This is a genomic window from Kribbella sandramycini (assembly GCF_013131805.1).
GTDB lineage: Bacteria > Actinomycetota > Actinomycetes > Propionibacteriales > Kribbellaceae > Kribbella > Kribbella sandramycini.
Genome location: NZ_JABJRC010000003.1, coordinates 102730 through 124639, shown reverse-complemented (window position 1 = coordinate 124639; position 21910 = coordinate 102730). Strand labels below are relative to the sequence as shown.

The 21910-nt window shown below is 68.5% G+C and carries 20 protein-coding genes and 5 tRNA genes; 12 read left to right on the top strand and 13 right to left on the bottom strand.

The genetic code is table 11. The annotated features are described in order from the left end of the window. Positions 1-2 precede the first annotated feature (2 nt). From HPO96_RS14045 to HPO96_RS14015, 7 genes are read left to right on the top strand one after another with little or no spacing between them, the layout of a single operon-like run. Positions 3-896 carry a fumarylacetoacetate hydrolase family protein gene (locus tag HPO96_RS14045; RefSeq protein WP_171673881.1) on the top strand — a complete coding sequence of 298 codons (894 nt, stop codon included), beginning with the start codon at positions 3-5 and terminating at the stop codon, positions 894-896. Beyond that, the gene (locus HPO96_RS14040) at positions 893-2344 is read left to right on the top strand and encodes an aldehyde dehydrogenase (NADP(+)) (RefSeq protein WP_171673880.1); all 1452 of its coding nucleotides are present in this window, start codon (positions 893-895) and stop codon (positions 2342-2344) included. The genes HPO96_RS14045 and HPO96_RS14040 overlap by 4 nt, the downstream gene beginning before the upstream one ends. Beyond that, entirely contained in the window at positions 2341-4185 is a 1845-nt protein-coding gene (locus tag HPO96_RS14035; protein WP_238355127.1) for an IlvD/Edd family dehydratase, read from the top strand. The genes HPO96_RS14040 and HPO96_RS14035 overlap by 4 nt, the downstream gene beginning before the upstream one ends. Beyond that, a complete protein-coding gene (locus HPO96_RS14030; RefSeq protein ID WP_171673879.1) occupies positions 4185-5486 on the top strand; it encodes a nickel pincer cofactor-dependent isomerase, group 22 in 1302 nt (433 codons plus the stop codon). The genes HPO96_RS14035 and HPO96_RS14030 overlap by 1 nt, the downstream gene beginning before the upstream one ends. Continuing rightward, a complete protein-coding gene (locus HPO96_RS14025) occupies positions 5483-6352 on the top strand; it encodes a U32 family peptidase (protein ID WP_171673878.1) in 870 nt (289 codons plus the stop codon). Before HPO96_RS14030 ends, HPO96_RS14025 begins: the two co-directional genes overlap by 4 nt. After that, on the top strand, positions 6349-7719 hold the full coding sequence (locus HPO96_RS14020; RefSeq protein ID WP_171673877.1) for an FAD-binding oxidoreductase: 1371 nt from the start codon (positions 6349-6351) through the stop codon (positions 7717-7719). Before HPO96_RS14025 ends, HPO96_RS14020 begins: the two co-directional genes overlap by 4 nt. Beyond that, a complete protein-coding gene (locus HPO96_RS14015; RefSeq protein ID WP_171673876.1) occupies positions 7719-9041 on the top strand; it encodes an alpha-L-fucosidase in 1323 nt (440 codons plus the stop codon). The genes HPO96_RS14020 and HPO96_RS14015 overlap by 1 nt, the downstream gene beginning before the upstream one ends. 753 nt (positions 9042-9794) lie before the next feature. Here HPO96_RS14015 and HPO96_RS14010 read toward each other — a convergent pair. From HPO96_RS14010 to HPO96_RS13985, 6 genes are all read right to left on the bottom strand, one after another. After that, positions 9795-10991 carry an RtcB family protein gene (locus HPO96_RS14010; RefSeq protein ID WP_171673875.1) on the bottom strand — a complete coding sequence of 399 codons (1197 nt, stop codon included), beginning with the start codon at positions 10989-10991 and terminating at the stop codon, positions 9795-9797. Between the two features lie 153 nt (positions 10992-11144). After that, positions 11145-11591: an HNH endonuclease gene (locus HPO96_RS14005; RefSeq protein ID WP_171673874.1), complete on the bottom strand. Its 447-nt coding sequence runs from the start codon at positions 11589-11591 to the stop codon at positions 11145-11147. A gap of 108 nt (positions 11592-11699) precedes the next feature. Further along, positions 11700-11773: transfer RNA gene (locus HPO96_RS14000), tRNA-His, on the bottom strand. A gap of 2 nt (positions 11774-11775) precedes the next feature. Next, positions 11776-11849: transfer RNA gene (locus HPO96_RS13995), tRNA-Arg, on the bottom strand. 92 nt (positions 11850-11941) lie between these two features. Then, a tRNA-Pro gene (locus HPO96_RS13990) sits at positions 11942-12016 on the bottom strand. A 52-nt stretch (positions 12017-12068) separates the two neighbouring features. Continuing rightward, positions 12069-12140, bottom strand: a tRNA-Trp gene (locus HPO96_RS13985). A 423-nt stretch (positions 12141-12563) separates the two neighbouring features. Between HPO96_RS13985 and HPO96_RS13980 the strand changes: the two genes are divergently transcribed. After that, positions 12564-12639, top strand: a tRNA-Thr gene (locus HPO96_RS13980). A 130-nt stretch (positions 12640-12769) separates the two neighbouring features. On the opposite strand, the gene HPO96_RS13975 is transcribed toward HPO96_RS13980, so the two are convergent. Together HPO96_RS13975 and HPO96_RS13970 are read right to left on the bottom strand one after the other, a co-directional pair. Continuing rightward, entirely contained in the window at positions 12770-13525 is a 756-nt protein-coding gene (locus HPO96_RS13975) for a methyltransferase domain-containing protein (protein ID WP_171673873.1), read from the bottom strand. A gap of 91 nt (positions 13526-13616) precedes the next feature. Further along, complete coding sequence (locus tag HPO96_RS13970; RefSeq protein WP_171673872.1) at positions 13617-14558, bottom strand: DUF2207 domain-containing protein; 942 nt, start codon at positions 14556-14558, stop codon at positions 13617-13619. Positions 14559-14649: 91 nt separating this feature from the next. On the opposite strand from HPO96_RS13970, the gene HPO96_RS13965 reads away from it, so the two are divergent. Both HPO96_RS13965 and HPO96_RS13960 read left to right on the top strand, forming a co-directional pair. Continuing rightward, positions 14650-15162 (top strand): GNAT family N-acetyltransferase, encoded by a 513-nt coding sequence (locus HPO96_RS13965; protein ID WP_171673871.1) that lies wholly within the window; start codon positions 14650-14652, stop codon positions 15160-15162. After that, positions 15152-15775: a hypothetical protein gene (locus tag HPO96_RS13960; RefSeq protein WP_171673870.1), complete on the top strand. Its 624-nt coding sequence runs from the start codon at positions 15152-15154 to the stop codon at positions 15773-15775. The genes HPO96_RS13965 and HPO96_RS13960 overlap by 11 nt, the downstream gene beginning before the upstream one ends. Positions 15776-15778: 3 nt before the next feature. Here HPO96_RS13960 and HPO96_RS39620 read toward each other — a convergent pair whose 3' ends face one another. Next, a complete protein-coding gene (locus tag HPO96_RS39620) occupies positions 15779-16201 on the bottom strand; it encodes a GNAT family N-acetyltransferase (protein ID WP_171673869.1) in 423 nt (140 codons plus the stop codon). Positions 16202-16352: 151 nt separating this feature from the next. On the opposite strand from HPO96_RS39620, the gene HPO96_RS13950 reads away from it, so the two are divergent. After that, a complete protein-coding gene (locus tag HPO96_RS13950; RefSeq protein WP_202885960.1) occupies positions 16353-17033 on the top strand; it encodes a TetR/AcrR family transcriptional regulator C-terminal domain-containing protein in 681 nt (226 codons plus the stop codon). Here HPO96_RS13950 and HPO96_RS13945 read toward each other — a convergent pair. Next, the gene (locus HPO96_RS13945) at positions 17018-17320 is read right to left on the bottom strand and encodes a hypothetical protein (protein ID WP_171673867.1); all 303 of its coding nucleotides are present in this window, start codon (positions 17318-17320) and stop codon (positions 17018-17020) included. The two genes, HPO96_RS13950 and HPO96_RS13945, sit on opposite strands and share 16 nt — an antisense overlap. A gap of 88 nt (positions 17321-17408) precedes the next feature. On the opposite strand from HPO96_RS13945, the gene HPO96_RS13940 reads away from it, so the two are divergent. Next, positions 17409-17975, top strand: coding sequence for a mycothiol transferase (locus HPO96_RS13940; protein WP_171673866.1), 567 nt, complete (start codon positions 17409-17411; stop codon positions 17973-17975). A 59-nt stretch (positions 17976-18034) separates the two neighbouring features. Here HPO96_RS13940 and HPO96_RS13935 read toward each other — a convergent pair whose 3' ends face one another. From HPO96_RS13935 to HPO96_RS13925, 3 genes are all read right to left on the bottom strand, one after another. Then, on the bottom strand, positions 18035-19852 hold the full coding sequence (locus tag HPO96_RS13935; protein ID WP_171673865.1) for a heparinase II/III domain-containing protein: 1818 nt from the start codon (positions 19850-19852) through the stop codon (positions 18035-18037). After that, entirely contained in the window at positions 19849-20760 is a 912-nt protein-coding gene (locus HPO96_RS13930; RefSeq protein WP_202885959.1) for an SGNH/GDSL hydrolase family protein, read from the bottom strand. The genes HPO96_RS13935 and HPO96_RS13930 overlap by 4 nt, the downstream gene beginning before the upstream one ends. A gap of 133 nt (positions 20761-20893) precedes the next feature. Then, a complete protein-coding gene (locus HPO96_RS13925) occupies positions 20894-21823 on the bottom strand; it encodes a nuclear transport factor 2 family protein (protein WP_171673864.1) in 930 nt (309 codons plus the stop codon). Positions 21824-21910 lie beyond the last annotated feature (87 nt).

Here is a 21910-nt window from a genome sequence, read left to right as displayed (position 1 = left end):
CCATGCACCTGGTCCGCTACCGCTCCCCGGACGACGGCCGCCCGGTCGTCGGCGTCCGTACCGATGCCGTCGTCGCGCCGATCGAAGGCGTCGCCACCTTCGCCGAGCTGCTCCGCCTGACCGTCGACGAGCTCCGGACCACAGTCACCAAGACTGGCTCTGCGCTCCCGGTCGAGGGCCTCACCTTCCTGCCACCGCTCGACGGTCGCGGCGAGGTCTGGTGCGCCGGTGTGACCTACGAGCGGTCGCGCGGCGCCCGGATGGAGGAGAGCACCGAGCAGTCCGTCTACGACAAGGTTTACAGCGCCGACCGTCCGGAGCTGTTCCAGAAGGCGCCCGCCTGGCGAGTTGTGACGGACGGCGAGCCGGTCGGCATCCGAGTCGACTCCGGCCACGACGTCCCCGAGCCCGAGCTCGCGGTCGTTGCCAACAGCCACGGCCAGATCGTCGGCTACACGATCTGCAACGACATGAGCTCGCGCTCGATCGAGGGCGTCAACCCGCTCTACGTCCCACAGGCCAAACTCTTCGCCGGCGGCTGCGCGCTCGCGACCGGCATCCGCCCGGTCTGGGAGATCGCCGACGCCAAGGACCTCGCGATCGACCTCGTCATCCGCCGCGCCGGCGCCGAGATCTTCACCGGGTCGACGTCCACCGCGAAGCTGGTCCGCGAGCTGCCGGACCTGATCGACGTACTGTTCCTGCCGAACGACTTCCCGGACGGCGTGATCCTGGCGACCGGGACCGGCATCGTGCCGGAGCTCGACTTCGCGCTCGCCGAGGGCGATGTCATCACGATCACGATCGCCGAGCTCGGGACGCTGACCAACACCGTGGCCACCGGGCGGGAGCCGTTCGCGTTCCTGACCGCCCAGAACCTGGAGGAGAACCGATGACCCCCGACACCACGCCCGCCGAGCTCGAGCAGGCCCTCGCCGCCGCGGCGGCCGCTGCCCCGGCCTTCGGCGCCGCGGAGCCCGCCGTCCGGGCCGGGTGGATCCGCACCGTCGCCGACGCGCTCGACGCGGCCGTGGACGAGCTGGTGCCGATCGCGATGCGGGAGTCATCGTTGCCCGAGGCCCGGTTGCGCGGCGAGGTTGCCCGCAGCACCGGCCAGCTGCGGCTCTTCGCCGACGCCTTGGTCGAGGGGTCGTTGCTCGAGGTCGTCATCGACACCGCGGACGCCGCGGCGAAGCCGGTGCCGCGGCCGGACCTGCGGCGGGTGCTCGTCCCGCTCGGGCCGGTGCTGGTGTTTGCGGCGAGCAACTTCCCGTTCGCGTTCAGCGTGTGCGGCGGTGACACGGCGTCGGCGTTCGCGGCCGGTTGCCCGGTGGTCGTCAAGGGCCACCCCGGCCACCCGGAGCTGTCCGTTCGGACGGCCGAGGTGATGATCGAGGCACTCCGGACGGCGGGTGCGCCGGACGGCGCGTTCGGGCTGATCCAGGGCTTCGACGTCGGCGTGATCGCGCTGAAGGACCCGCGGATCACCGCCGCCGGCTTCACCGGATCGGTCCCGGCCGGTAAAGCGCTGCACGAGATCGCCGTCACCCGCCCGGAGCCGATCCCGTTCTACGGCGAGCTCGGCAGCCTCAACCCGGTCTTCGTCACCCAGGCCGCGATCGATGCCCGCGGCAAGGAGATCGCGACCGGCTACGTCGGCTCGTTCACCCTCGGCGTAGGTCAGTTCTGCACCAAGCCCGGCCTGCTCTTCCTCCCGGTCGGCCACGGCCTCCAGGATGCGCTGACCGAGGCAGTCGGCGGCGTCGCCGCGGCAACGATGCTGAACGAGCGAATCAAGGAGACCTTCGACACCGGCCTGACCCGCTTGGAGAAAGTCGAAGGCGTCCGGGTTTGGGGCTCCGGCGGGGCGACGTTGCTGCAGACAACGGTTGGCGAGCTGCTGGCCCGCCGCGACGAGATCCTCGAAGAGTGCTTCGGCCCGGTCTCGATCGTCGTCGAATACGACGGCCTCGACGAACTGCGGTCCGCAATCGCGGCCTTCGACGGCAACCTGACTGCGACCCTGCACGCCGAGGAGACCGACAACGACCTGGCGACCGAGCTGCTGCCGTTGCTGACGGCAAAGGCCGGGCGTGTGCTGTGGAACGGCTGGCCCACCGGCGTCGCAGTCTCGTGGGCCCAGCATCACGGCGGCCCGTTCCCCTCCACCGTCGGCTCGATCCACACCAGCGTCGGCGTCACCGCGGCCCGCCGCTTCCAGCGCCCGGTCGCCTACCAGGACGCGCCGGACGCCGTCCTGCCCGCCGTACTCCGCGACGCCAACCCACTCGGCATCAGCCGCCGAATCGACGGAGCCATCAGCACAGGTGAGGTGAAACGATGAGCGACGTGCCGCCGACCGACGATCCGCGCGACCTCGACGTACCGCCGTCCTCGGGGGAGCCGACCCCGGAGAAGGGCTCCGAGGCGCCGCCGCGGTCGTCGAGCGACCTGCGCAGCTACGAACATTGGTTCGGCGAGGAAGGGCGGAACGGGTTCATCCACCGGTCGTGGATGCGGGCCCAAGGGTTCACCGACGAGGTGTTCGACGGGCGGCCGGTGATCGGGATCTGCAACACCTGGTCGGAGCTGACGCCGTGTAATGCGCACCTGCGCCGAGTGGCCGAGTCGGTGAAGCGCGGCGTCTGGCAGGCCGGCGGCTTCCCGCTCGAGTTCCCGGTGATGTCGCTCGGCGAAACCATGCTGCGGCCGACCGCGATGCTCTTCCGCAACCTGCTCAGCATGGACGTCGAGGAGTCGCTGCGCGGCAACCCGATCGACGGCGCCATCCTGCTGACCGGCTGCGACAAGACGACTCCCGGCTCGATCATGGGCGCCGCGAGCGTCGACCTGCCGACCCTCGTGGTGACCGGCGGCCCGATGCTGAACGGCAAGTTCCGCGGTTGCGACATCGGCTCCGGGACGGCGGTCTGGCGGTTCACCCAGGAGCGCAACGCCGGCCGGATGTCCGAGGCGGACTACGCCGCGGCGGAGTCCGGGATGTCCCGCAGCAACGGGCACTGTATGACGATGGGCACGGCGTCCACGATGGCCTGTATGGCGGAAGCGCTCGGCCTGCAGCTGACCGGGTCCGCCGCGATCCCGGCCGTCGACTCGCGCCGATACTCGATCGCTCAGCAGGCCGGCCGGCGGATCGTCGAGATGGTCCAGGAGGACCTCAAGCCGTCCGACATCCTCACCCGGGACGCCTTCGCGAACGCCGTCCGCGCGAACGCCGCGATCGGCGGCTCCACGAACGCCGTCATCCATCTGCTCGCGATCGCGGGCCGGGTCGGCGTCGAGCTCTCACTCGACGACATGGACGAGTGGGCGCGCGGCGTACCGTGGCTGGTCGACCTGCAGCCGTCCGGTAAGTACCTGATGGAGGACTTCTACTACGCGGGCGGTCTGCCCGCGGTGCTGCGCGAGATCCTGCCGCTGATCAAGACCGACGCGATCACGGTCACCGGGCGGACGATGGGCGAGAACGTCGCCAACGCCGAACGGATCGACTGGTCGGGCCAGGAAGGTCAGCCCGCGATCCAGGTCATCCGCCCGGTCGGCAACCCGCTCGGCAGCGGCGCGGGCACCGCCGTCCTCAAGGGGAATCTGGCGCCGGACGGCGCGGTCATCAAGCAGTCGGCAGCGTCCGAGCGGTTCCTGCGGCATCGCGGCAAGGCGCTGGTCTTCAGCAGTATCGAGGAGTACGACAAGGCTGTCGACGACCCGGAGCTGGATGTCGACGAGGACACGGTGCTCGTCCTGCAGAACTCGGGGCCGCGCGGCTACCCGGGGATGCCGGAGGTCGGCAACATGACGATCCCGCGCAAGCTGGCCGCGATCGGCGTCGACGACATGGTCCGGATCTCCGACGCCCGAATGAGTGGGACGGCGTACGGAACGGTTGTGCTGCACGTGACGCCCGAGGCCGCGGTCGGCGGTCCGCTCGCGCTGGTCCGGACTGGTGACTGGATCGAGCTCGACGTCGCCGCGCGCAGTCTGCACCTGGACGTCTCGGAGGAGGAGCTGGCGAAGCGCCGCGCCGACTGGCAGCCGCCGGCGCCGCCGACGGATCGCGGCTGGGCCCGCCTGTACGTCGACCATGTCACCCAGGCCGACAAGGGCTGCGACCTCGACTTCCTCGTCGGGCGGACCGGATCCGCCGTCGCCCGGCAGAGTCACTGATGAACTGGGGCCCGTTCGAAGCGGTTCGGGGGCTGCGGCCGGCCGGGACGATTCCGCAGGTCACGCCGATCCGCCGGCTGCTGTCCGACTTGCCGACGGTCGACCCGGTCGCGGCCACTCGGACGGCGCTGGAGCCGTTGCGCGGCCAGATCGCTGCTGGTGCTCGGATCGCGGTGACGGCGGGTAGTCGTGGCATCCACGATCTGGTACCGGTCGTGCGTGCTGCTGTCGAATGGCTCGCCTCGGTCGGAGCGGATCCGTTCGTGGTGCCGGCGATGGGCTCGCACGGCGGCGCGACCGCGGACGGGCAGCGGGAGATGCTGGCCGGGCTCGGCATCACACCCGAATCGGTTGGTTGCCGCGTCGAGGCAACGATGAAGACCGTTGTTGTCGGCCACCTCGACGACGGTACGCCGGTGCATCACGACGCGATTGCCGCCGCGGCGGACGGCGTTCTGCTGGTGAACCGGATCAAGCCACACACGGACTTCCGGGGGCCGATCGAGAGCGGGCTGGCGAAGATCCTGGCCATTGGCCTCGGCAACCATTCCGGCGCGGCTGCTCTGCATGCCGGCGGGATCCCCGCACTCGGCGGCAACATCGAGGCGTCGGCGAGGATGGTTGTCGCTGGCGGCAAGATCCTTGGCGGGCTGGCGATTCTGGAGAACGCCATTGACCAGACCGCAGCCGTCGAGCTCGTGGATGCGGCCGGGATCGCGGGCGCGGCCGAACACGCGTTGTTGCAGCGGGCCAACAGTCTGCTCGGGCGACTGCCGTTCGAATCACTCGACGTCCTGGTGGTCGACGAGTTGGGCAAGGACAAATCCGGCGCCGGCATGGACACGAACGTGATCGGGCGGTGCTGGGTGCACGGCATCCCCGAGTTCGAGTCGCCGTCGATCGCGGCGATCACCGTGCATTCGCTGTCGCCGGCATCGCACGGGAACGCGTCCGGGCTCGGTCTGGCCGACGTGATGCCGGCGCGGATCCTGTCCCAGATCGATCTGCAGGCCAGCTATGTGAACGCGCTGACGTCCGGGGCCGGGGGCGCGCGGAGATCGCGGCTGCCGATGGTGATGGCGGACGACGAGACCGCCGTCCTGGCTGCGATCACGATGTGCGGACGGCGGGATTGGTCGGAGCTGCGGCTCGCGCGGATCAGGGACACGCTGACCCCGCATGAGCTGCTGGTGACACCAGCGCTGCTGGCCGAGGCGGGGGACCGGTTCGATCTCGAGATCACCGGCGCCGCACGCGACCTGACGATCGATGGTGAGCTCGGACCGTGGAGTACTGAATGAACCTTCGCGAAGCACGCGCCCTGTTGGCGGATCGGGGATTTCGGCCGGGTGGCGCGTCCGCGCGAACCTTCGCCGACGGATCGGCGCACAAGGTCGAGATCCCGTCTTGTGAAGGGCCGCGGGTGATGGCTGCGGTGCTGGAAGAGGCGGCCGCTCGGGGCGTGACGATCGACCGGGTCTCCCAGGGCAGCGGCGTGATGATGTTGACGGACGCCGAGATCGAGGAGATGCTCGCGCTCGGGGCCTCGGCCGGGGTTGAGGTGTGTCTGTTCCTCGGGCCGCGTGGCGCCTGGGACATCGGCGGACAGGCGAAGGTCTCGGCTGCGGTCGGCGGAGTTGCGCGGGGCAATGAGATGGTTGCCGCGTCGCTGTGTGATGCGTTCCGGGCGGTGGAGCTCGGCGTCCGCAGCCTGCTGGTCGGGGATCTCGGCGTGCTGGAGTTGCTGGGGCAGTTGAAGGTGGACGGGTCGCTGCCTGCAGATCTGGTCTTGAAGACCTCGGTGTTGATGCCGTTGCCGAACGCACCGACTGCTCGGCTCTACGAGCGGCTGGGGGCGACGAGTTTGAACGTGTCGACCGATCTGCCGGTGCCGGTACTGGCGGAGATCCGGTCGGTGACGTCGGTGCCGATCGATATGTACATCGAGGTTCCGGACGATCAGGGCGGTCACGTGCGGTTCTACGACGTACCGGAGATCGTGAAGGTGGCCGCGCCGGTCTATCTGAAGATGGGGCTGCGGAACGCGCCGAACATCTACCCGGTCGGCGCGCATCTGCTGGCGACCGCTGAGGCTTTGGGGCGTGAGCGGGTGCGCCGCGCCGAGTTGATTCTGCGACTCTTGGACGAACAGGACGAAGCGCTATGACGGATCTGGTGACCCGCCTGCGATCGGTGCTCGACGACTCGGCGGTCGTCGACGATTCCGACGTCCTGGCGACGCATCGCAACGACCACGCGACCTTCTGCGCCGCCGGCGTACCGGCGGTGCTCGTGCGGCCGTCGACGACATCTGAGGTTGCTGAGGTGCTCAAGGTGGCCGGGGCGCTCGGCGTACCGGTGGTGCCGCAGGGGGCGCGGACCGGGTTGTCGGGCGCGGCGAATGCGATCGACGGGTGCATCCTGCTGTCGACCGCGCGGATGAACCGGATCCTGGAGATCTCGGCCGAGGATCAGGTTGCCGTCGTCCAGCCGGGTGTGGTGAACGCCGAGCTGTCGCGGGCTGTGCTGGATCAAGGGCTCTTCTACCCGCCGGATCCGTCGTCGTGGGAGATGTCCACGATCGGTGGGAACATCGCGACGAACGCCGGCGGGTTGTGCTGTGTGAAGTACGGCGTCACGGTGGATTTCGTGCGTGGGCTGGAGGTCGTGCTCGCCTCGGGCGAGGTGGTGCGGACCGGGCGGCGTTCGGCGAAGGGCGTGGCCGGGTACGACCTGACGCGGCTGATCGTGGGGTCGGAGGGGACGCTCGGCGTGGTCACCGAGGCGACGCTCACGCTGCGCCCGGCGCCGGAGGCGGCCTTGACGGCGGCGGCGACGTTCCTGTCGATCGAGGACGGGATCGCGGCCGCGGCGGCGATCATGGCGTCCGGGTTGCGGCCGTCGTTACTCGAATTCCTGGACGGGCCAACGGCGCGGGCGATTCAGGACTATCGGGACATGGGGCTGCCGGCCTCCGTGGGGTCGTTGCTGATCGCGCAATCCGATCGCGGGCCGCGCGCGGCGGACGACGTCGCCCAGATCGCCGCGATCTGCACGGCGCACGGTGCGGTCGAGGTTGCCGAGGCGTCTGATGCGGAAGAGTCGCGGATGTTGCTCGAGGCCCGCAGATTGGTGAACCCGGCGCTGGAGCCGCTGGGGGTGACGCTGGTGGACGACGTCGCCGTACCGCGCTCTCGATTGGTGGAGCTGCTGCGGGGGATCGGTGAGATCGCGGCGAAGTACCAGGTGCTGATTTGTTGCCCTGGGCATGTTGGTGACGGCAACATGCACCCGACGGTGATCTTCGAGCGCGACAACCCGGCGGCTCAGGAGAAGGCGCTGGAAGCGTTCGGAGCGGTCATGGAGCTGGGGCTCGCGCTCGGTGGGACGATCACCGGCGAGCACGGGATCGGGCTGCTGAAGGCCCGCTGGCTCGAGGACGAACTGGGCCCGATCGGCCTCGATCTGCATCGACGCGTCAAGGCGGCGTTCGATCCGCACGGCCTGTTGAACCCTGGAAAGGTGCTGCGTTGATGGATCCCTCGAAGGTGCGCCCCTCGGCGCGTCAGGTCGCTTGGCAACAGCAGGAGCTGACGGCGTTCATCCACTTCGGCGTGAACACGTTCACCGATCTCGAGTGGGGCACCGGGATCGACGACCCGGCCGTCTTCGATCCGTCGGACCTGGACTGTGCGCAGTGGGTGCGGTGCCTGGTCGATGCCGGGTTCAAGAGCGTGATCCTGACCGCCAAGCACCACGACGGGTTCTGCCTGTGGCCGAGCCAGTTCCTGAAGCACACCGTTGATGCATCGCCGTACGACGGCGACGTCGTCCGCGAGCTCTCCACGGCCTGCGCCCAAGCAGGTTTGGGATTCGGGTTCTACCTGTCGCCCGCCGACCTCTACCAGGAGAAGGCGCCCGGCGGGTACTACGGCAACGGCAGCCCGGCCATCGCCTCGCAGATCGGCGACTTCACCTACGAGGTCGACGACTACAACCGCTTCTACCTGAACCAGTTGTACGAGCTGCTCACGCAGTACGGCCCGATCGCCGAAGTCTGGCTCGACGGCGCCAACCCGACCTCCACCGACCAGGCTTACGCCTACGACGCCTGGTTCGACCTGATCCGGCGCCTCGCCCCCGACGCCACGATCGCCATCGGCGGCCCCGACGTCCGCTGGGTCGGCAACGAGGACGGCTTCGCCCGCGAAACCGAATGGAGCGTCGTCCCCTTCGCCAACGGCCGCATGGTCGCCCCCGAAACCGCACCCTCCGTCGCCGGCCCTGCCGAACTGGCCGCCGCCGACGAACTCCGCTGGTACCCCGCCGAAGTCGACGTCTCCATCCGCCCCGGCTGGTTCTATCACGCCACCGAAGACGCCGCGGTCAAATCCCTCCCCGACCTCCTCGACATCTACCGCCGCTCGGTCGGCCGCAACGCCGTCCTCCTGCTCAACATCCCACCCGACCGCCGCGGCCACTTCGCGGCCCCCGACGTCGAAGCCCTGGCCGCCTTCGGCGCCGCCGTCCGCGACCACTACTCGACCGACTTGGTGCTCCCAGCAACCATCAACGTCCTCGACCTCCGCGAAGACATCACCAACGGCCAACAGGTCGAATCCTTCACCGTAGAAGCCCAAACCGCCGGCACCTGGTCAACCATCGCCGAAGGCACCACCATCGGCCACCGCCGCCTACTCCCCCTCACCCACCCTTTGACCGTCGACGCCGTCCGAGTCCACATCCACTCCACCCGCGCCGACGCCCCCGTCACCCTCACCACCCACTACGACCCAACCCTCGTCCCCCTGCCCGGAGTCGAACCAGGAACCCAGCCTTCGGACAGCCAGGCGTAATCCACCACCAGAGGGCAAGCCACGGCTGACAGCCACCCGCCACCTGTACCAACCAACGGGTAAAGGTCCCTCAACCGCGTCCCGAGCCCACCGCAACCGCCGCCCAAACGGCCACTACTACCCGTTCGTCAGCCCGCCCCACGCGAACCACCCGAAGCGCCGCCGACCCAACCCCGCCCGGCGGCGCCCCATCACCTACTCGTCAACCGACACAACCCGAACCCAGTCCGCGCAGTCCGCCTCACACCACACGTGATCGCCGACATGCGCCAACCGATCCCGCTGCACATGCCCACAAGCCAGCAAAACCCGCCGCATCGCATGCCCCTGCCGCACCGGAGAGCCACTCCGCCCACCCGGCACCCGCTTCCTCTTCCTAACCCCGGCCACAACCGGCCCTCCTCTCGACAACCATCGATGAACACACCGTCCCCAACCCCGCCCGACCGCCGTCTCCCCTGAAAGACGACGGGCGGACGACCTGTGGACAACTTCCGCACCCAACCTGCCCCCGCTTGTACGCTTAGTGCAGAAGAAGGACGCGCGCCGATCAGCCCGCAGCCCCACGAACCCGCCTGACGGCAAACTCGCCTGAGGGCAACCACCGGCCCGTGAATGAACCACCGACTGATCAACCCACCGGCCCGTGAACCACCGACCGGCGAACCAACCACCGACCGGCGAACCAACCGGCCGGCGAACCCGCCGAGCCGCGAACCCGCTGACGGCGAGCCCGGCGGGCCGGCCGGGACGTCAGCCCTTGACGCAGATGACCTGCTTGAGGTGGGCGACGACCTCGACCAGGTCGGACTGGGCGGCGATGACCGACTCGATGTCCTTGTACGCCGCGGGCAGCTCGTCCAGCACCCCGGCGTCCTTACGGGACTCGACCCCGGCCGTCTGGGCGATCAGGTCCTCGACCGTGAACCGCCGCTTCGCCTCGTTGCGGCTCATCCGTCGGCCCGCCCCGTGTGAGGCCGAGTAGAACGAGCGCTCCGAGCCGAGCCCGCGGACGACGTACGAACCGGTGCCCATCGACCCGGGGATCAGCCCGAGGTCGCCCAGCCCGGCCCGGATCGCCCCCTTGCGGGTGACCAGCAGATCCACGTCGTCGATCCGCTCCTCGGCCACGTAGTTGTGATGGCACGAGATCGGCTCGTCGAAGGTGATCTCCTGGGCGAACGACTCGCGGACCGCCTGCATCACCAGGGCCAGCATCACCGCACGGTTGCGTGAGGCGTACTGCTGGGCCCAGGTGAGGTCCCGCCGGTACGCCGTCATCTGCGGCGTACCGGCGAGGAACACGGCCAGATCGCGGTCCGGGAGATCCGCGTTGTGCGGCAGCTCCCGGGCGATCTTCATGTGCCGCTCGGCGAGCTCCTTGCCGATGTTGCGGCTACCGGAGTGCAGCATCAGCCACACCCGGTCCTCGTCGTCGAGGCAGACCTCGATGAAGTGGTTGCCGCCACCGAGCGAGCCCATCTGCTGCTTGGCTTTCCGCTCCCGGTCCTGCACCCCGTCGTGCAGACTCGTGAACGAACCCCAGAGCCACTCCCACGCCCGCGGGTTCAGCCCCAGTTGCCGTACGCTCACCGGGTCCTCGTGCGCACGGAACCCGACCGGCACAGCGGCCTCGATCCGCGAGCGGATCGCCGACAGGTCGTCCGGCAGGTCAGCCGCCGTCAGCGACGTCAGCACACCCTCCATCCCGCACCCGATGTCCACACCGACCGCGGCCGGCGACACAGCCTGCTTCATCGCGATGACCGACCCGACAGTCGCGCCCTTGCCCAGGTGCACATCCGGCATCACCCGGACGCCGTGCACCCACGGCAGTGCTGCGATGTTCCGCAGCTGCTGCAGCGCCTGTGCGCCGACCTCGTGCTCGTGCGCCCACATGAGCGTGGAGTTCTTCGCCCCACTCAGCTCGATCGGAAACTCCGCGTTCATCTCCCCACCTCTTCGTTGACAGGTATGCGTCCACGACGCCGTACAGCTGCCAGGGCAGGGCTCGAACCTGCGGGGCCTCGGGTCAGAACCGAGGGTGGGACACCGTCGCCCACCTGGCATCGCGCTCCAACGCGACACCAGGTAGATGTCACGTCAGAGCGATAACTCCGCGCGTGAGGGGATCCACGGCTGCCACAACAGCGGCATGCCGGCCTCATCGGGCGTACGTGAGCCCTTTTTCTCGTTGCACTTCGCATGCGCGGCCACTGCGTTCAGCCACTCGCCACGCCCACCACGCGACCGCGGCACGACGTGGTCCATGGTCGTGGCGCCGGTCTGCCCGCAGTACGCACAGGTGTACTTGTCGCGCTTCAGTACGCCGGACCGCGTGTACTGAAGCCGGCCGGACGCATACCGCCACTTGGTGACGACATAGCGCACAAGGCGCAGCACGCGGGGCAGAGGGAACGGACCGATGCTGGCGCCGTCATGCGCTTCCTCGACGACGGCGACCTCGCGCACCAGCATCCGGATGGCGTGTGGAATCGACACGACATGCAGTTGCTCGTACGAGGCGTTGAGAACGATCACACCGCTCATGCGCTTCCTCCTCCCCTCCAGTGTGCCCGACGCCACCACGTCAGGTCGGTTGTCTTGGTGTCGGCCGCCAGGCCGGTACTACGTTGTGTCGAGCAAACATCTACGCAGGGTCTCCGGCGGGGCTCGAACCCGCTTCCTCCGGGCTCACATCCCGGCGCCTCGACCGCTTCGGCCTCGGACACAGCACGCCCGGCAGGATTCGAACCTGCAACCCCCTGCTTCGTAGACAGGTGCTCTCTCCGGTTGAGCCACGGGCGTTCGAGCGCCCTGCGCCGGATGTGCAGCGGATTTCCGGCGCAGGGCACGCTAGCGGCGCCCGCTCGGCCGGTAGCAAGCATCCTGCGGGCGCCTGGTCCAGCCGGAGGGACTCGAACCCCCGTCCCCCTCATCCCAAATGAGGTGGCCTACCACTGGCCCACGGCTGGAAAAATACATGCAGTTGTCATTCTTCGAATTGGCATCCGTAAATGCCCGAATTGCATCGGTGGAGGGAATCGAACCCTCTTGACGCGGGTTTGGAATCCGGTCCGCAACCATTGCGCACCGACGACGACCGGCCAACTCCAGTGGCCGGGCAAACAAAAGAGCCGCCTGCACCGGACCTCCGGCTCAGACGGCTGCTGGGACGATCTCCCGCTGGAGATCAGCCAGGTGGCCCGCCTGGGCACACAAAGAGCTCGGCGTGAAACGGGTACTGAACCTCATCCAGGCGCCCGGTTCGCAGGCACGCCGACAAAGTCATGGGGCTTTGCCGCCATGCCTTCGTCTCGTTGATCCTGCCGCGCATGATCTCTCCTCGTCTCAGAACCTTGCGGGCAATAGTTTCACCCAACTGACCCGCCCAAGTCAACGCATTTCCCAAATCATTTCTTCCCCCACATTTCCACCCCGCCACCCCACCCCCGCCACCCCCGTCCCCACATCCGATTAGATCTCACCCCCACCCGCCCGCTACACTCTTCCCCGGCACCCGCCGCCTTAGCTCAGTCGGCAGAGCGTCTCACTCGTAATGAGAAGGTCGTCGGTTCGATTCCGACAGGCGGCTCCACAAGAACCCCCAGGTCAGAGGCACTTCTGGCCCTGGGGGTTCCGTCGTTTCGGGGTTCTCCGCGAAGCTCGTGGCGCGGTTCGTGGCATGGGGCGGGTCGTCGGCGGGGCCGTTCGTCCGCAGATCCTGCCTAGAGCTTGGTGGCGACTACGAGGTAGTTCTCGGCGTTGGGGTCGAAGGTGGTCAGGGATGTGTGGAGGCCGGACTGGTGTAGGTCGGCTTCTAGTTGCTTGTGCTGGTAGGGCCAGCAGGACAGGAGCTCGGAGCGGACGAGGACTGGTCCGGTCGGGTCTACTTGGGCGATTGCGATTTCGATGTGGTGTTCGTCGTCCCAGTTGGGGGCGATGTCCCAGCGGTAGATGATGACGGCGTCGCGGTTGTTTCGGCGGACGAGGTGGTTGCTGATGTCGAGTCGGGAGCCTCTGGATCTGACGAGTTCCCAGGTGCGGGAGGTCAGGACGAGGCGGCCGCCGGGGCGCAGAAGGCGGGACATGGACTTCAGGGCTGCGGTTCGGCCGGTTGCGCCGGCGGCGTGGTGAAGGGAGTTGCCGACGCAGAACACCATGTCGAAGGTGTTGTCCTGGAAGTGGTCGGGCAGCTCTTCCCAGGTCGCCTGGAGGGTCTGGACGGAGGTGCCGTGTTCCTCGGACAACGCCGCAGTGCGGCGGACCATCGCTTCGCTGGCGTCGGTTGCGACGACCTGTATGCCGCGGCCGGCGAGGCCGACGGCCAGCTGTCCGGTTCCGCATGAACAGTCGAGGATGCGAGCTTTCGGTGGCAGCAGACGGAGGACGTCGTCGAACGACGCAGCGAACTCGGCCGGCGGCAGCTTTCCGTCCGAGATGAGCCACTCGTACACCTCGGCAAGCACGTCATAACCTGTCACAACCACGACCTCCGTTGAGTAGTAGGTCCGCGGAAGTTCATCAGCCGAACAAGCCGGGCGCCAATGGATTTCGCGAGCAGGCTGTGGGAGTTCAGGCGGTTTGGCGGCGGCGCCAGATGAGGGTGATGGTCAGGGTCGCCACTAGGGCTGCTGCGATGAGGAGGCGGCGGAGCCAGGTGGAGGCGGGTGTTGGCGAGTCGTCGTACATTGCGGCGCCGGCGGCGAAGCCATCGCCGGGTAGGCCGGCGGTGACGGTCATGGTGGCTTTGGGCTGGGTGGTGGTGAAGACGGTTTCGTGGGAGGTGCTTGGCGCGGTCGTACAGGCCGAGGTGGTTCGCTTGCCGTCGTTGCCGTTTCGGTGGCCGGCGCAGGACGGGTTGATCGGGGCGTTGGGAGTCTTCAGCCGGATTGTCGTCGTTGGTGTATCGAGGTATGCCATTCGCTCACCATCCTCCGAACGCCGCCGGTCCGGCCAGTTCAGCTCGTACCCGCTGCTCGTCCGTTCCAGCGCGCCGCGGACCTTGTAGCGCACGACGAACGTCGCCATGCGGACCACGGGTTCGGTGTCGGTGGGGGCCGTCTTGACGTAGGGCAGTTGCTCGCCGACCTTGATATGGAGGTCGGCCAGCCGACTGTTCCAGCCGTCGATGCCGGTGTCGGTGAGCGGTGGCAGCCACGGGTCCATCTCCCGCACGTCGACCGGAACCATGGCGCCCTTCGCGTCGGTGGCGGTGACGTCGAAGACCTTCCAGACCCGGTCCGTTCCGCGTGTGTCCACACTGCGGTACAGCTCGTCGGTAGCCGGTCGGCGGACCTGGATCACCCTGGCGAGGGGGTCGCCGAGGTGCCCGTAGTTGTAGTCGATGGTCTCGGTGACCTCGAGGGTGCCGTCTGCCTTCAGGGCGTAGTCCGCCGACAGCCTGACGACGTCGGAGCCGCCCGGGTAGTAGTAGGGCTGGTCCCGCGTGACAGCGACCGCCACGCCGGCCAGCACCAGGCCGACGACCGCCAACACCACGAGTCCCTTCCGCACGTTGCGAATATCTCAGCCGACAGGGCCAGCCCCGGAAACTCGGTTGGCAGGGCGGTGCGGGCGCGCGAGGCTGCTGGGGGAGGTGGTGAGTGTGACGGCGGTTGTGCTCGAACTGACGGTGCGGGACCTGACGGACGCCGATCTGGTCGCGTGCGGCTTTGCGGGCAGCGAGCTGCACCTGACGCAGGTGGCCAAGGAGCTCGACCGAGCACGGCGCGGGGAGGTCGACTACCTCGCCGTCTGCACGAAGGCCGACCTGCCCGTGGCCATCGGTGGCATCGACTACGTGCCGCACCCAGGCGCGGGTTCGCTGTGGCAGCTGGCAGTGCACCCGGCGCTGCAGTCCTGTGGAATCGGTACTGCGCTCATCGGCGCCGCCGAGCAGCGCATCGCGGCCCGGGGCCTCAGCCGGGCCGAGCTGGGCGTCGAGCTCAGCAACCCCCGAGCCCGTGCTCTCTACGAGCGGCTGGGCTACGTCGCGTACGAAGAGCGCCTCGAAGCCTGGGACCAACAGAACCCCGACGGCTCGATCGCCCGCTACGAAACCAGGTGCGCCCAGATGCGCAAGCAGCTGACCTCAGATCGGCGTCCGAGTGACGGTTGACGAGGTCGCCGAGCTGGTTGGCCGGGAACTGTTCGAGCGGACGTGTGCGACGGCGTGGGCCACCGCGGCACGGGCAGGGCGGTCGGGCGGGACACCGTGGCCCGACGACGAGTCACAGGTTCCGCACGAGGTGTCGGACGTGCTCGACGGCGACCCGGCGCTCGGATTCGCCCTGTACCGAGCGATGCCGTGTTACGCCGTGCTGATGTACGTCGGCTTCGAGCCGCACGATGTGGCGTTCTGGACGGCGGTCCGATCGCTGCTGGATGATCCGGACGACCGGCTCGCCGCGCCGATGGCGTACTGGCTCTGGTGCGGCCCGTTCGAAGGGCCAGAGGTTCGGGACGCTTGGCGGCAGGTTGTCGAGGGAGCTCCGCGGTTGCGTCTGCGGAGAGTGCTCAGCGTCTCCGGTCCGGTGCCGTGGGAGCTCAAGGCGCCGTTGCTCGAGCGGCTCTGTGAGCAGAGCGAGTGGCGCGGGCCGGTGCTCGATGCACTGGAGGGTGCAGCATTCGATGTGCTGGGGTCGGTTGAGGTGGGCGCGGCGCTAGCGCTCTTGGAGCGGCTGCCGGGCGCTCGTGCGGCGGCCCTGGTGGAGCGGCTCCGAAGTCGGTAGGGGTCAGGCTGGGCGGAGCATCGGGTGGAGGGTGGGTCCTTGGGGGAGGGCGATTTGGGGGAGAGGGTGGAAGTCGTGGCGGGCGTAGAGGGCGGCGGCTTGAGGGGTGCTGGCTTCTAGGTAGGTGGGTAGGGACGTGGTGGCTAGGCGGTGGCGGAGGAGGGCGGTGCCCAGGCCCTGGTTGCGGTGCTGGGGGAGGACGGCCATGGCTGCCAGGTAGAGGTGGGGTGTGGTGGGGCGGTGCTTGGCCAGGGCGGCTTGTAGGGCTGCTATTTGGGGTGTTGTGGGTGATGGGTCGGCGTCGTTGGTCAGGGACCAGGTGGAGATGGCTTGGATGCCGTCTGTGCCTTCAGCGATGAGGATCTCGTCGTTGGCGAGGGTGTGGACCAGCTGGGCCTCGGCGCCGAGGCGGAGGTGTTCCGTCACGCAGGTGCATGTGACGAAAGGGGACGGCGACGTGCAGTGCGCGCAGTGCGGTGCGTCGATCGAGGTGGCGACGTCTGGGCGGCCGCGGCGGTACTGCGGTCGTTCGTGTCAGGGGAAGGCGTATCGCGCGCGGCGTGATGGTGTGCGGCCGGTGCGAGCGCAGGTTGGACCTGTACGGCGGTTGAGCAGCCGAGCGGACGTCGTACGGGCGGCTGTGGCGCTCGCCGACGCAGAGGGGCTGGATGCGGTGACGATCGGGCTGCTGGCTCGGCGTACCGGGGTGAGCGCACGCTCCCTGTACAGGCACGTTTCTGGGCGCGATGAGCTCGTCACTGCGATGGTGGACGCCGTACTCGCGGCTCCGCGACCGGCGCCGCCGACTGGGGGTGGTTGGCGGGCGCTGGTCGAGCACGAGGCCCGACAGGAGTGGTCGCTGTACCGCCGGCACCCGTGGGCCCTGCGCGCGCTCGCGACAACCCGGCCGCCGCTGGGCGTCGGCGTACTGGCTGCTGTTGACCGCTACTTTGCCGCACTGGATGCTCTCGACCATCAGTCCGCGCTGGCTGCCTATTTGACCGTCAGCGGGTACGTTCAGGGCATGGCGATGCTGACTGCCGCTGAGGCCGACGCAACGCGCGACACCGGCGTCACCAACCCCCAGTGGTGGTCCACCCACTTGGCCAAACTCGCAGGCGCCGTCGACTCCGGCCGCTACCCCTGGCTAACCACCCTCGCCCAATCCGCCGCCACCCAACCCACCAACCTCGACACCTGGTTCGACTTCGGCCTCGCCCGAGTCCTCGACGGCCTAGCCACCTACACCAACAAATGACCGCCCAAGCCCGAGCCGACACCCGCCTCCAGCTCGCACACCACATCCTCCAAGAACTCGACCTGCTCGCCCGCTGGCGCCAGTACGGCGTACCGGTCGTCGTCGGCTCCGTGGCGATCGGTGTGGTGGTTGCCCCCGACATCGACCTGGAGATCTACGCGCCAGCTCCACAGGTCGCGGACGGGTTTGCCGTAGTCGGTGCGCTGGCCGACGAGCGGTGCAGCGCTGCCTGCGGCGGTGAGGGACGCGCTGACCGCAGAGGCGCGCGAGCGGGTGCTTGCGATCAAGGAGCAGGCTGCGGCCGTCGGAGGACGCGCTTACGGCTACTGGCTGTTCCGGAAGGGGAGTGTCCGGAATGGGGGTTACGGTCGGGGGATGAGTGAGAGTGCTTGGGAGCCGCCGGTGGCGGGTAGTGAGGTTGAGCAGTTGGTGGGGGCGTTGGAGCGGTTGCGGGCTACGTTCCGGTGGAAGGCGGACGGGTTGGGGGTGGAGGGGCTGGCGGTGCGGGTTGGGGGTTCGCGGATGACGTTGGGTGGGTTGCTGAAGCATCTGGCGGCCAACGAGGACTACATGTTCACCGTGAAGTTGAGGGGCTTGCCGATCGGGGAGCCGTGGAGCGGGAACGGGTGGCGGGACGACAACGAGTGGGAGTTCGTTTCGGCGGCGGAGGATACGCCGGAGGAGCTGTATGCGTTGTGGGACGGGGCTGTGGAGCGTTCGCGGGCTCGGCTGGCCGCTACGTTGGCGGAGGGTGGGCTTGACCAGTTGGCGCATGTCAGCTGGCCGGACGGGCGTCATGCGAGCCTGCGGCGGCTGCTGTGCGATCTGATCGAGGAGTACGGGCGTCACACCGGACATGCCGACCTGATTCGGGAGGCGGTCGACGGCCGCGTCGGTGAGGACCCGCCGGCGGGCTGGAAGCCTGCGCTACAGACCGCCTAGCCGCTCTGACTGCCTGGAAGGCGAACGGGCCGAAGCCGAACGTGACCTGGCCTATCTGGTCAGCGTAAGCGCCGGAGCGTGCCATCTGGCCCGATAGCGACCCGCACGGTGGTCTGGCCGACCTTGAGCGTCAGACCGGTCGCGGATTGGGTGTAGCTGACCGGAGTGGTGGCTTTGGTGGGGATGATGGCCGTCAGGATGGAGGCGCTGCGGCCGGACCGGCTGAACTTCAGGACGGGAGCCGTGGAGCGGTGGTTGATGGTGCGGTAATGCCAGGCGGAGTCGACTACGGCCGGCGTCCGCCGCTGCCGGTCGGGTATCTGCAGGAGAACCGTCTTGCGGTTGTCACCGGGGCGTTGGGCGGTTGCTGAGTAGCGGTCCAGCAGCGTGACCTGCTGGTCGGCAGGTAGGTGCCACAGCGTCTCCCATGACCGGCTGACCCGCGACGAGCCACGGTCGAGAACGATCATCAGATCCGGGTCCTTGAGCACCAGAACGTCGCGCGTGCGGACGCCGCCGAGCGTGTCGCTGAGCCGGTAATACTCGGAGTTGCCTCGCACGACAGACCGCTCCAGCTTGGTAGCCGGCCCCGGCAGCGCAGTGCCCGACACAGTCATCACGTTGTGCGCAGTCGGCCCGCTGGCCCACGTACGTACGGCGTTCGCCACATAGCCCGGATGACCGCCGTCCACCAGGATGTCCCGCCCCAGCGACGTATAGGTGACTGACATGTGGTCGTCGTGTCCGTGCAGCCGGCGCTGCGGCCCGAACCGAATGCTGTATGTCGACTCCTGGTCGAACGGACGTCGTTCGCCCCATCCCGTCCGACCGAACACGTATCCGGCGGCGAAGATCCCCACGCGCTGCGTAGGCCGCTTCCCACGCTGCCCGAGCGTTCCGGCGTACTCCAGCGGCGTGCCGACGACCGGAGTTGTGCGTACGACCTCGGAGTCCCCGAGCTGGTGCAGGTAGCCGAGTGAGTTTGTCGCCAGCGCCAGCCAGCTCGCCATCTGCGTCCGTCGCGTTCTGATCGCCGGACCAGGGTCGACGCCACACCTCTCCAGGACGGCGATCGCCCGCCCCCACAGCGAGTAGTTGTACTGCGCGTACGACGTCGACTGCTCATTCGTCGAGCCCTGGACGTCGATCGCGGTCCGAAGCCCGACAGCGAGCCGATCGACCGCCAGCTGTTTCAGCTCCGCACGGCCCAGCGTGCAGCCGACGCCGAACAGCGCCAGGCTCTCATCGGTCCCGTGGTTCCAGTCACCACTCCAGTGCCGCTGCAGGAAACGCGCATGGTCCGTCAGCGCCTTGTCGATCCACCTGTACGCCGCCGGCAGCTGCGTGGCGCGCCTCCCGGACAGCACCGCTTGGCGCAGGCAGATGAGCACATTCGTTCGGTGCATCGTCGACTCCGCCGCACCGGCGTCGTCCCGCCACGGAAACGGGTTATCGCGCACCCAGTCCTGAGCGATCGTGTCCACGCGCTGCAGCGCCCGCATGTCCCCGCTACCGGCCGCACGGATGCCCTGCCCGAGCCAGCGCAGCGAATGCAGCCACATGTACCAGCTGGGGTTTCCGGTCGGGTTGTCCTGCCAGCTCACGTTTCCGCGCCCGTTGCCGACCTGGTACGCCGGACTGGTCCCCCAGGTGAACCTGTCTCGGTAGAGCTCGCGCAATGGGTTCGGCCGCTCGATCCCGGAGTACGTCGGGCAGGCGTACGTCGCTCCCAGCGCCTTGGCCGTTGGCGCGGACTGTGGCTGCGGAACCGCCGCCCGCGGTGCAGGGCCCGGTTTCGACTCGGAGACCCGACCTGGAACCAGCAGAGTGCCAATCAGCACCGCACCAGCGACCAGAGCGGGCCCCAGGCGGTTCATTCGCCGCTCTTCAACGCCTGGGTGATCAGCGCGTTCCGGGCACGTTGGCCGGCGGGCTGGGTGGTGTGGATGCCGTCACGCAGATACTTCGCAATCTGCCCCGGCCGCGCCGCCAGGAACTCGGACCAGCGCACAATCCGTAGGTTGGGGTGCCGCGCGGCCGCCTGGTCCAGAGTCTGATTGATCGCGGCGCTGTTGGCCCGGTCCGCGCTCCGCACCCGCTCCGGTACGCCGAACCGGTTGGCGTGCACATTCACCCAGTAGACCGTCCGCTCCGGCCCGGCGAGCTTCATCGCCTGCTCCACCTCGGCCGCGAACGCAGCCGGGTCGAAGATGTCGTTGCTGCCAACCGCCATCACGATCCGCCGAGGCAGCCCGTACTTACGCGACCACTCGGCAAGCGCGTCGACCGCAGCCGACGTCGGCTGGCCGGACCAGTCGTGCACAGCCACCGCCGCGCCAGTCTGCGCAGTCACCAGCTTCTCCAGCGCCGGACCGTCCTGCACCGAGATGCTGTCACCGAACAAGAACACGCCGTCACCACGGACCGCAGCCCGGATCTTCGCCGGACTGGAGATCCGGTGACTCAGGTTCTCCCACGGCCCCAGCCGCCCAGAATCCGACCGCCCCGGCTTGGTCGGCCGCCCAGTCACCGGCGGCTGCACCGGACTCGGAACCGTCGGCGCGGGCTTCGGCGTACTGTCATCGGCCGGCGCCGCGCTCGGTACGCCGCCCGTCGCCGCCACACTCGCCACCGGGCGCTCCTCGCGCGCTGAGCCCACCACGGCGGCCGTCGTACCGCCCAGCAGCGCCAGCACGGTCAGCGACCCGCTGAGCGCCATCCACCGCCCGGTGATGAGCCTCCACGGACCGACGAACAACTCCCGGCCCGCCTCCCGACGACTCAACTCACCCCTCCACGGCTCCGGCTGAACCCTCCCAACTTACCGCGCCACCGGCTTTCACGGCTAAGCCAGCGGCAACCCCGGACAGGGGCCCGGCTGCCGGCCGGGCCCCTCGGCTGGTCAGTAGGTCCGAGGATCAGAAGGTGCCTGGGACCAGCGAGTCCTGCGGGAAGTTGTACAGGCCGTTACCGTTCTTCGCGCCGGCCGCCGGCGCCGCGAGGGGAAGGATCTCCCAGTGCTCGATGACCTTGCCCTCCTTGAACCGGATCAGATTGAACGCTGATGCCGGCTGCCCGTTGAGCTTCAGTTCGCCGATGCTCAGAACGAAGTTCCCCTCGCCGAGGATCTTCACGACCTTGGTGTACTCCATCGCCCCGGACTCGAAGGCCTGCCGGAAGGCCTCTCGGCTGGCCGCGGCGCCGTCCTCGTTGACGAGGTGGCTGTGCTGCACGTAGTCGCGGGCATTCCACAACGGCTCGTCGAGCAGTGCGAAGTCGCCGTCCCGGAAGACCTTCGTGAGCACCGTCCAGGCGCGCGCCTTGTTCTGTTGGGTCAGATGCCGATCCTCGATCGCCGTCGCTCCGTCGAACTGGGTGTGGCCGGCGCCGTTGGGCGGAGTGTCGCGCTGCTGCGCGTGCCACTGCTCGACGATCTGCCGATTCTCGAACCGGAAGACATCCCAGGCCGCGTGGTCGCCGTCGGGCAGCTTGGTGAGTGAGTGCACCATCACGTACGGGCCGTCGCTCAGGACCCGTACCGGGGTGACGGAGATCTTCCCTGCGGGGATCGCGGCAAGCCAGGCCTTGAGCCCGGTGACGCCGTCGGCGATCTCGGGATGGTGCTGGACGAAGCGTCGCGGGTTGATGGTGTTGAACGCTGCCGGGTCGTTCGAGCTGTAGGCGGCCAGCAGCCGCAACACAGCGCTCTTCTGCTGCGCGGCGGTCAGCTCAGCCGCCTGTTCCGCAACAACAGGAGCGAGCGCAGGCGGCTGAGCCTGTGCTGCGGGTAGGACGGCGGCGCCGAACGCGCCGGAGATCGCAACGGCCGTGATCAAAGCCTTCATCATGAGGGTGACCTTCACTGTCTAGGCGGCTTACTGACTGCCCATCCAGCATTCGGCAGACAAGAGATTGATTGAAAGATCAATCTCTTG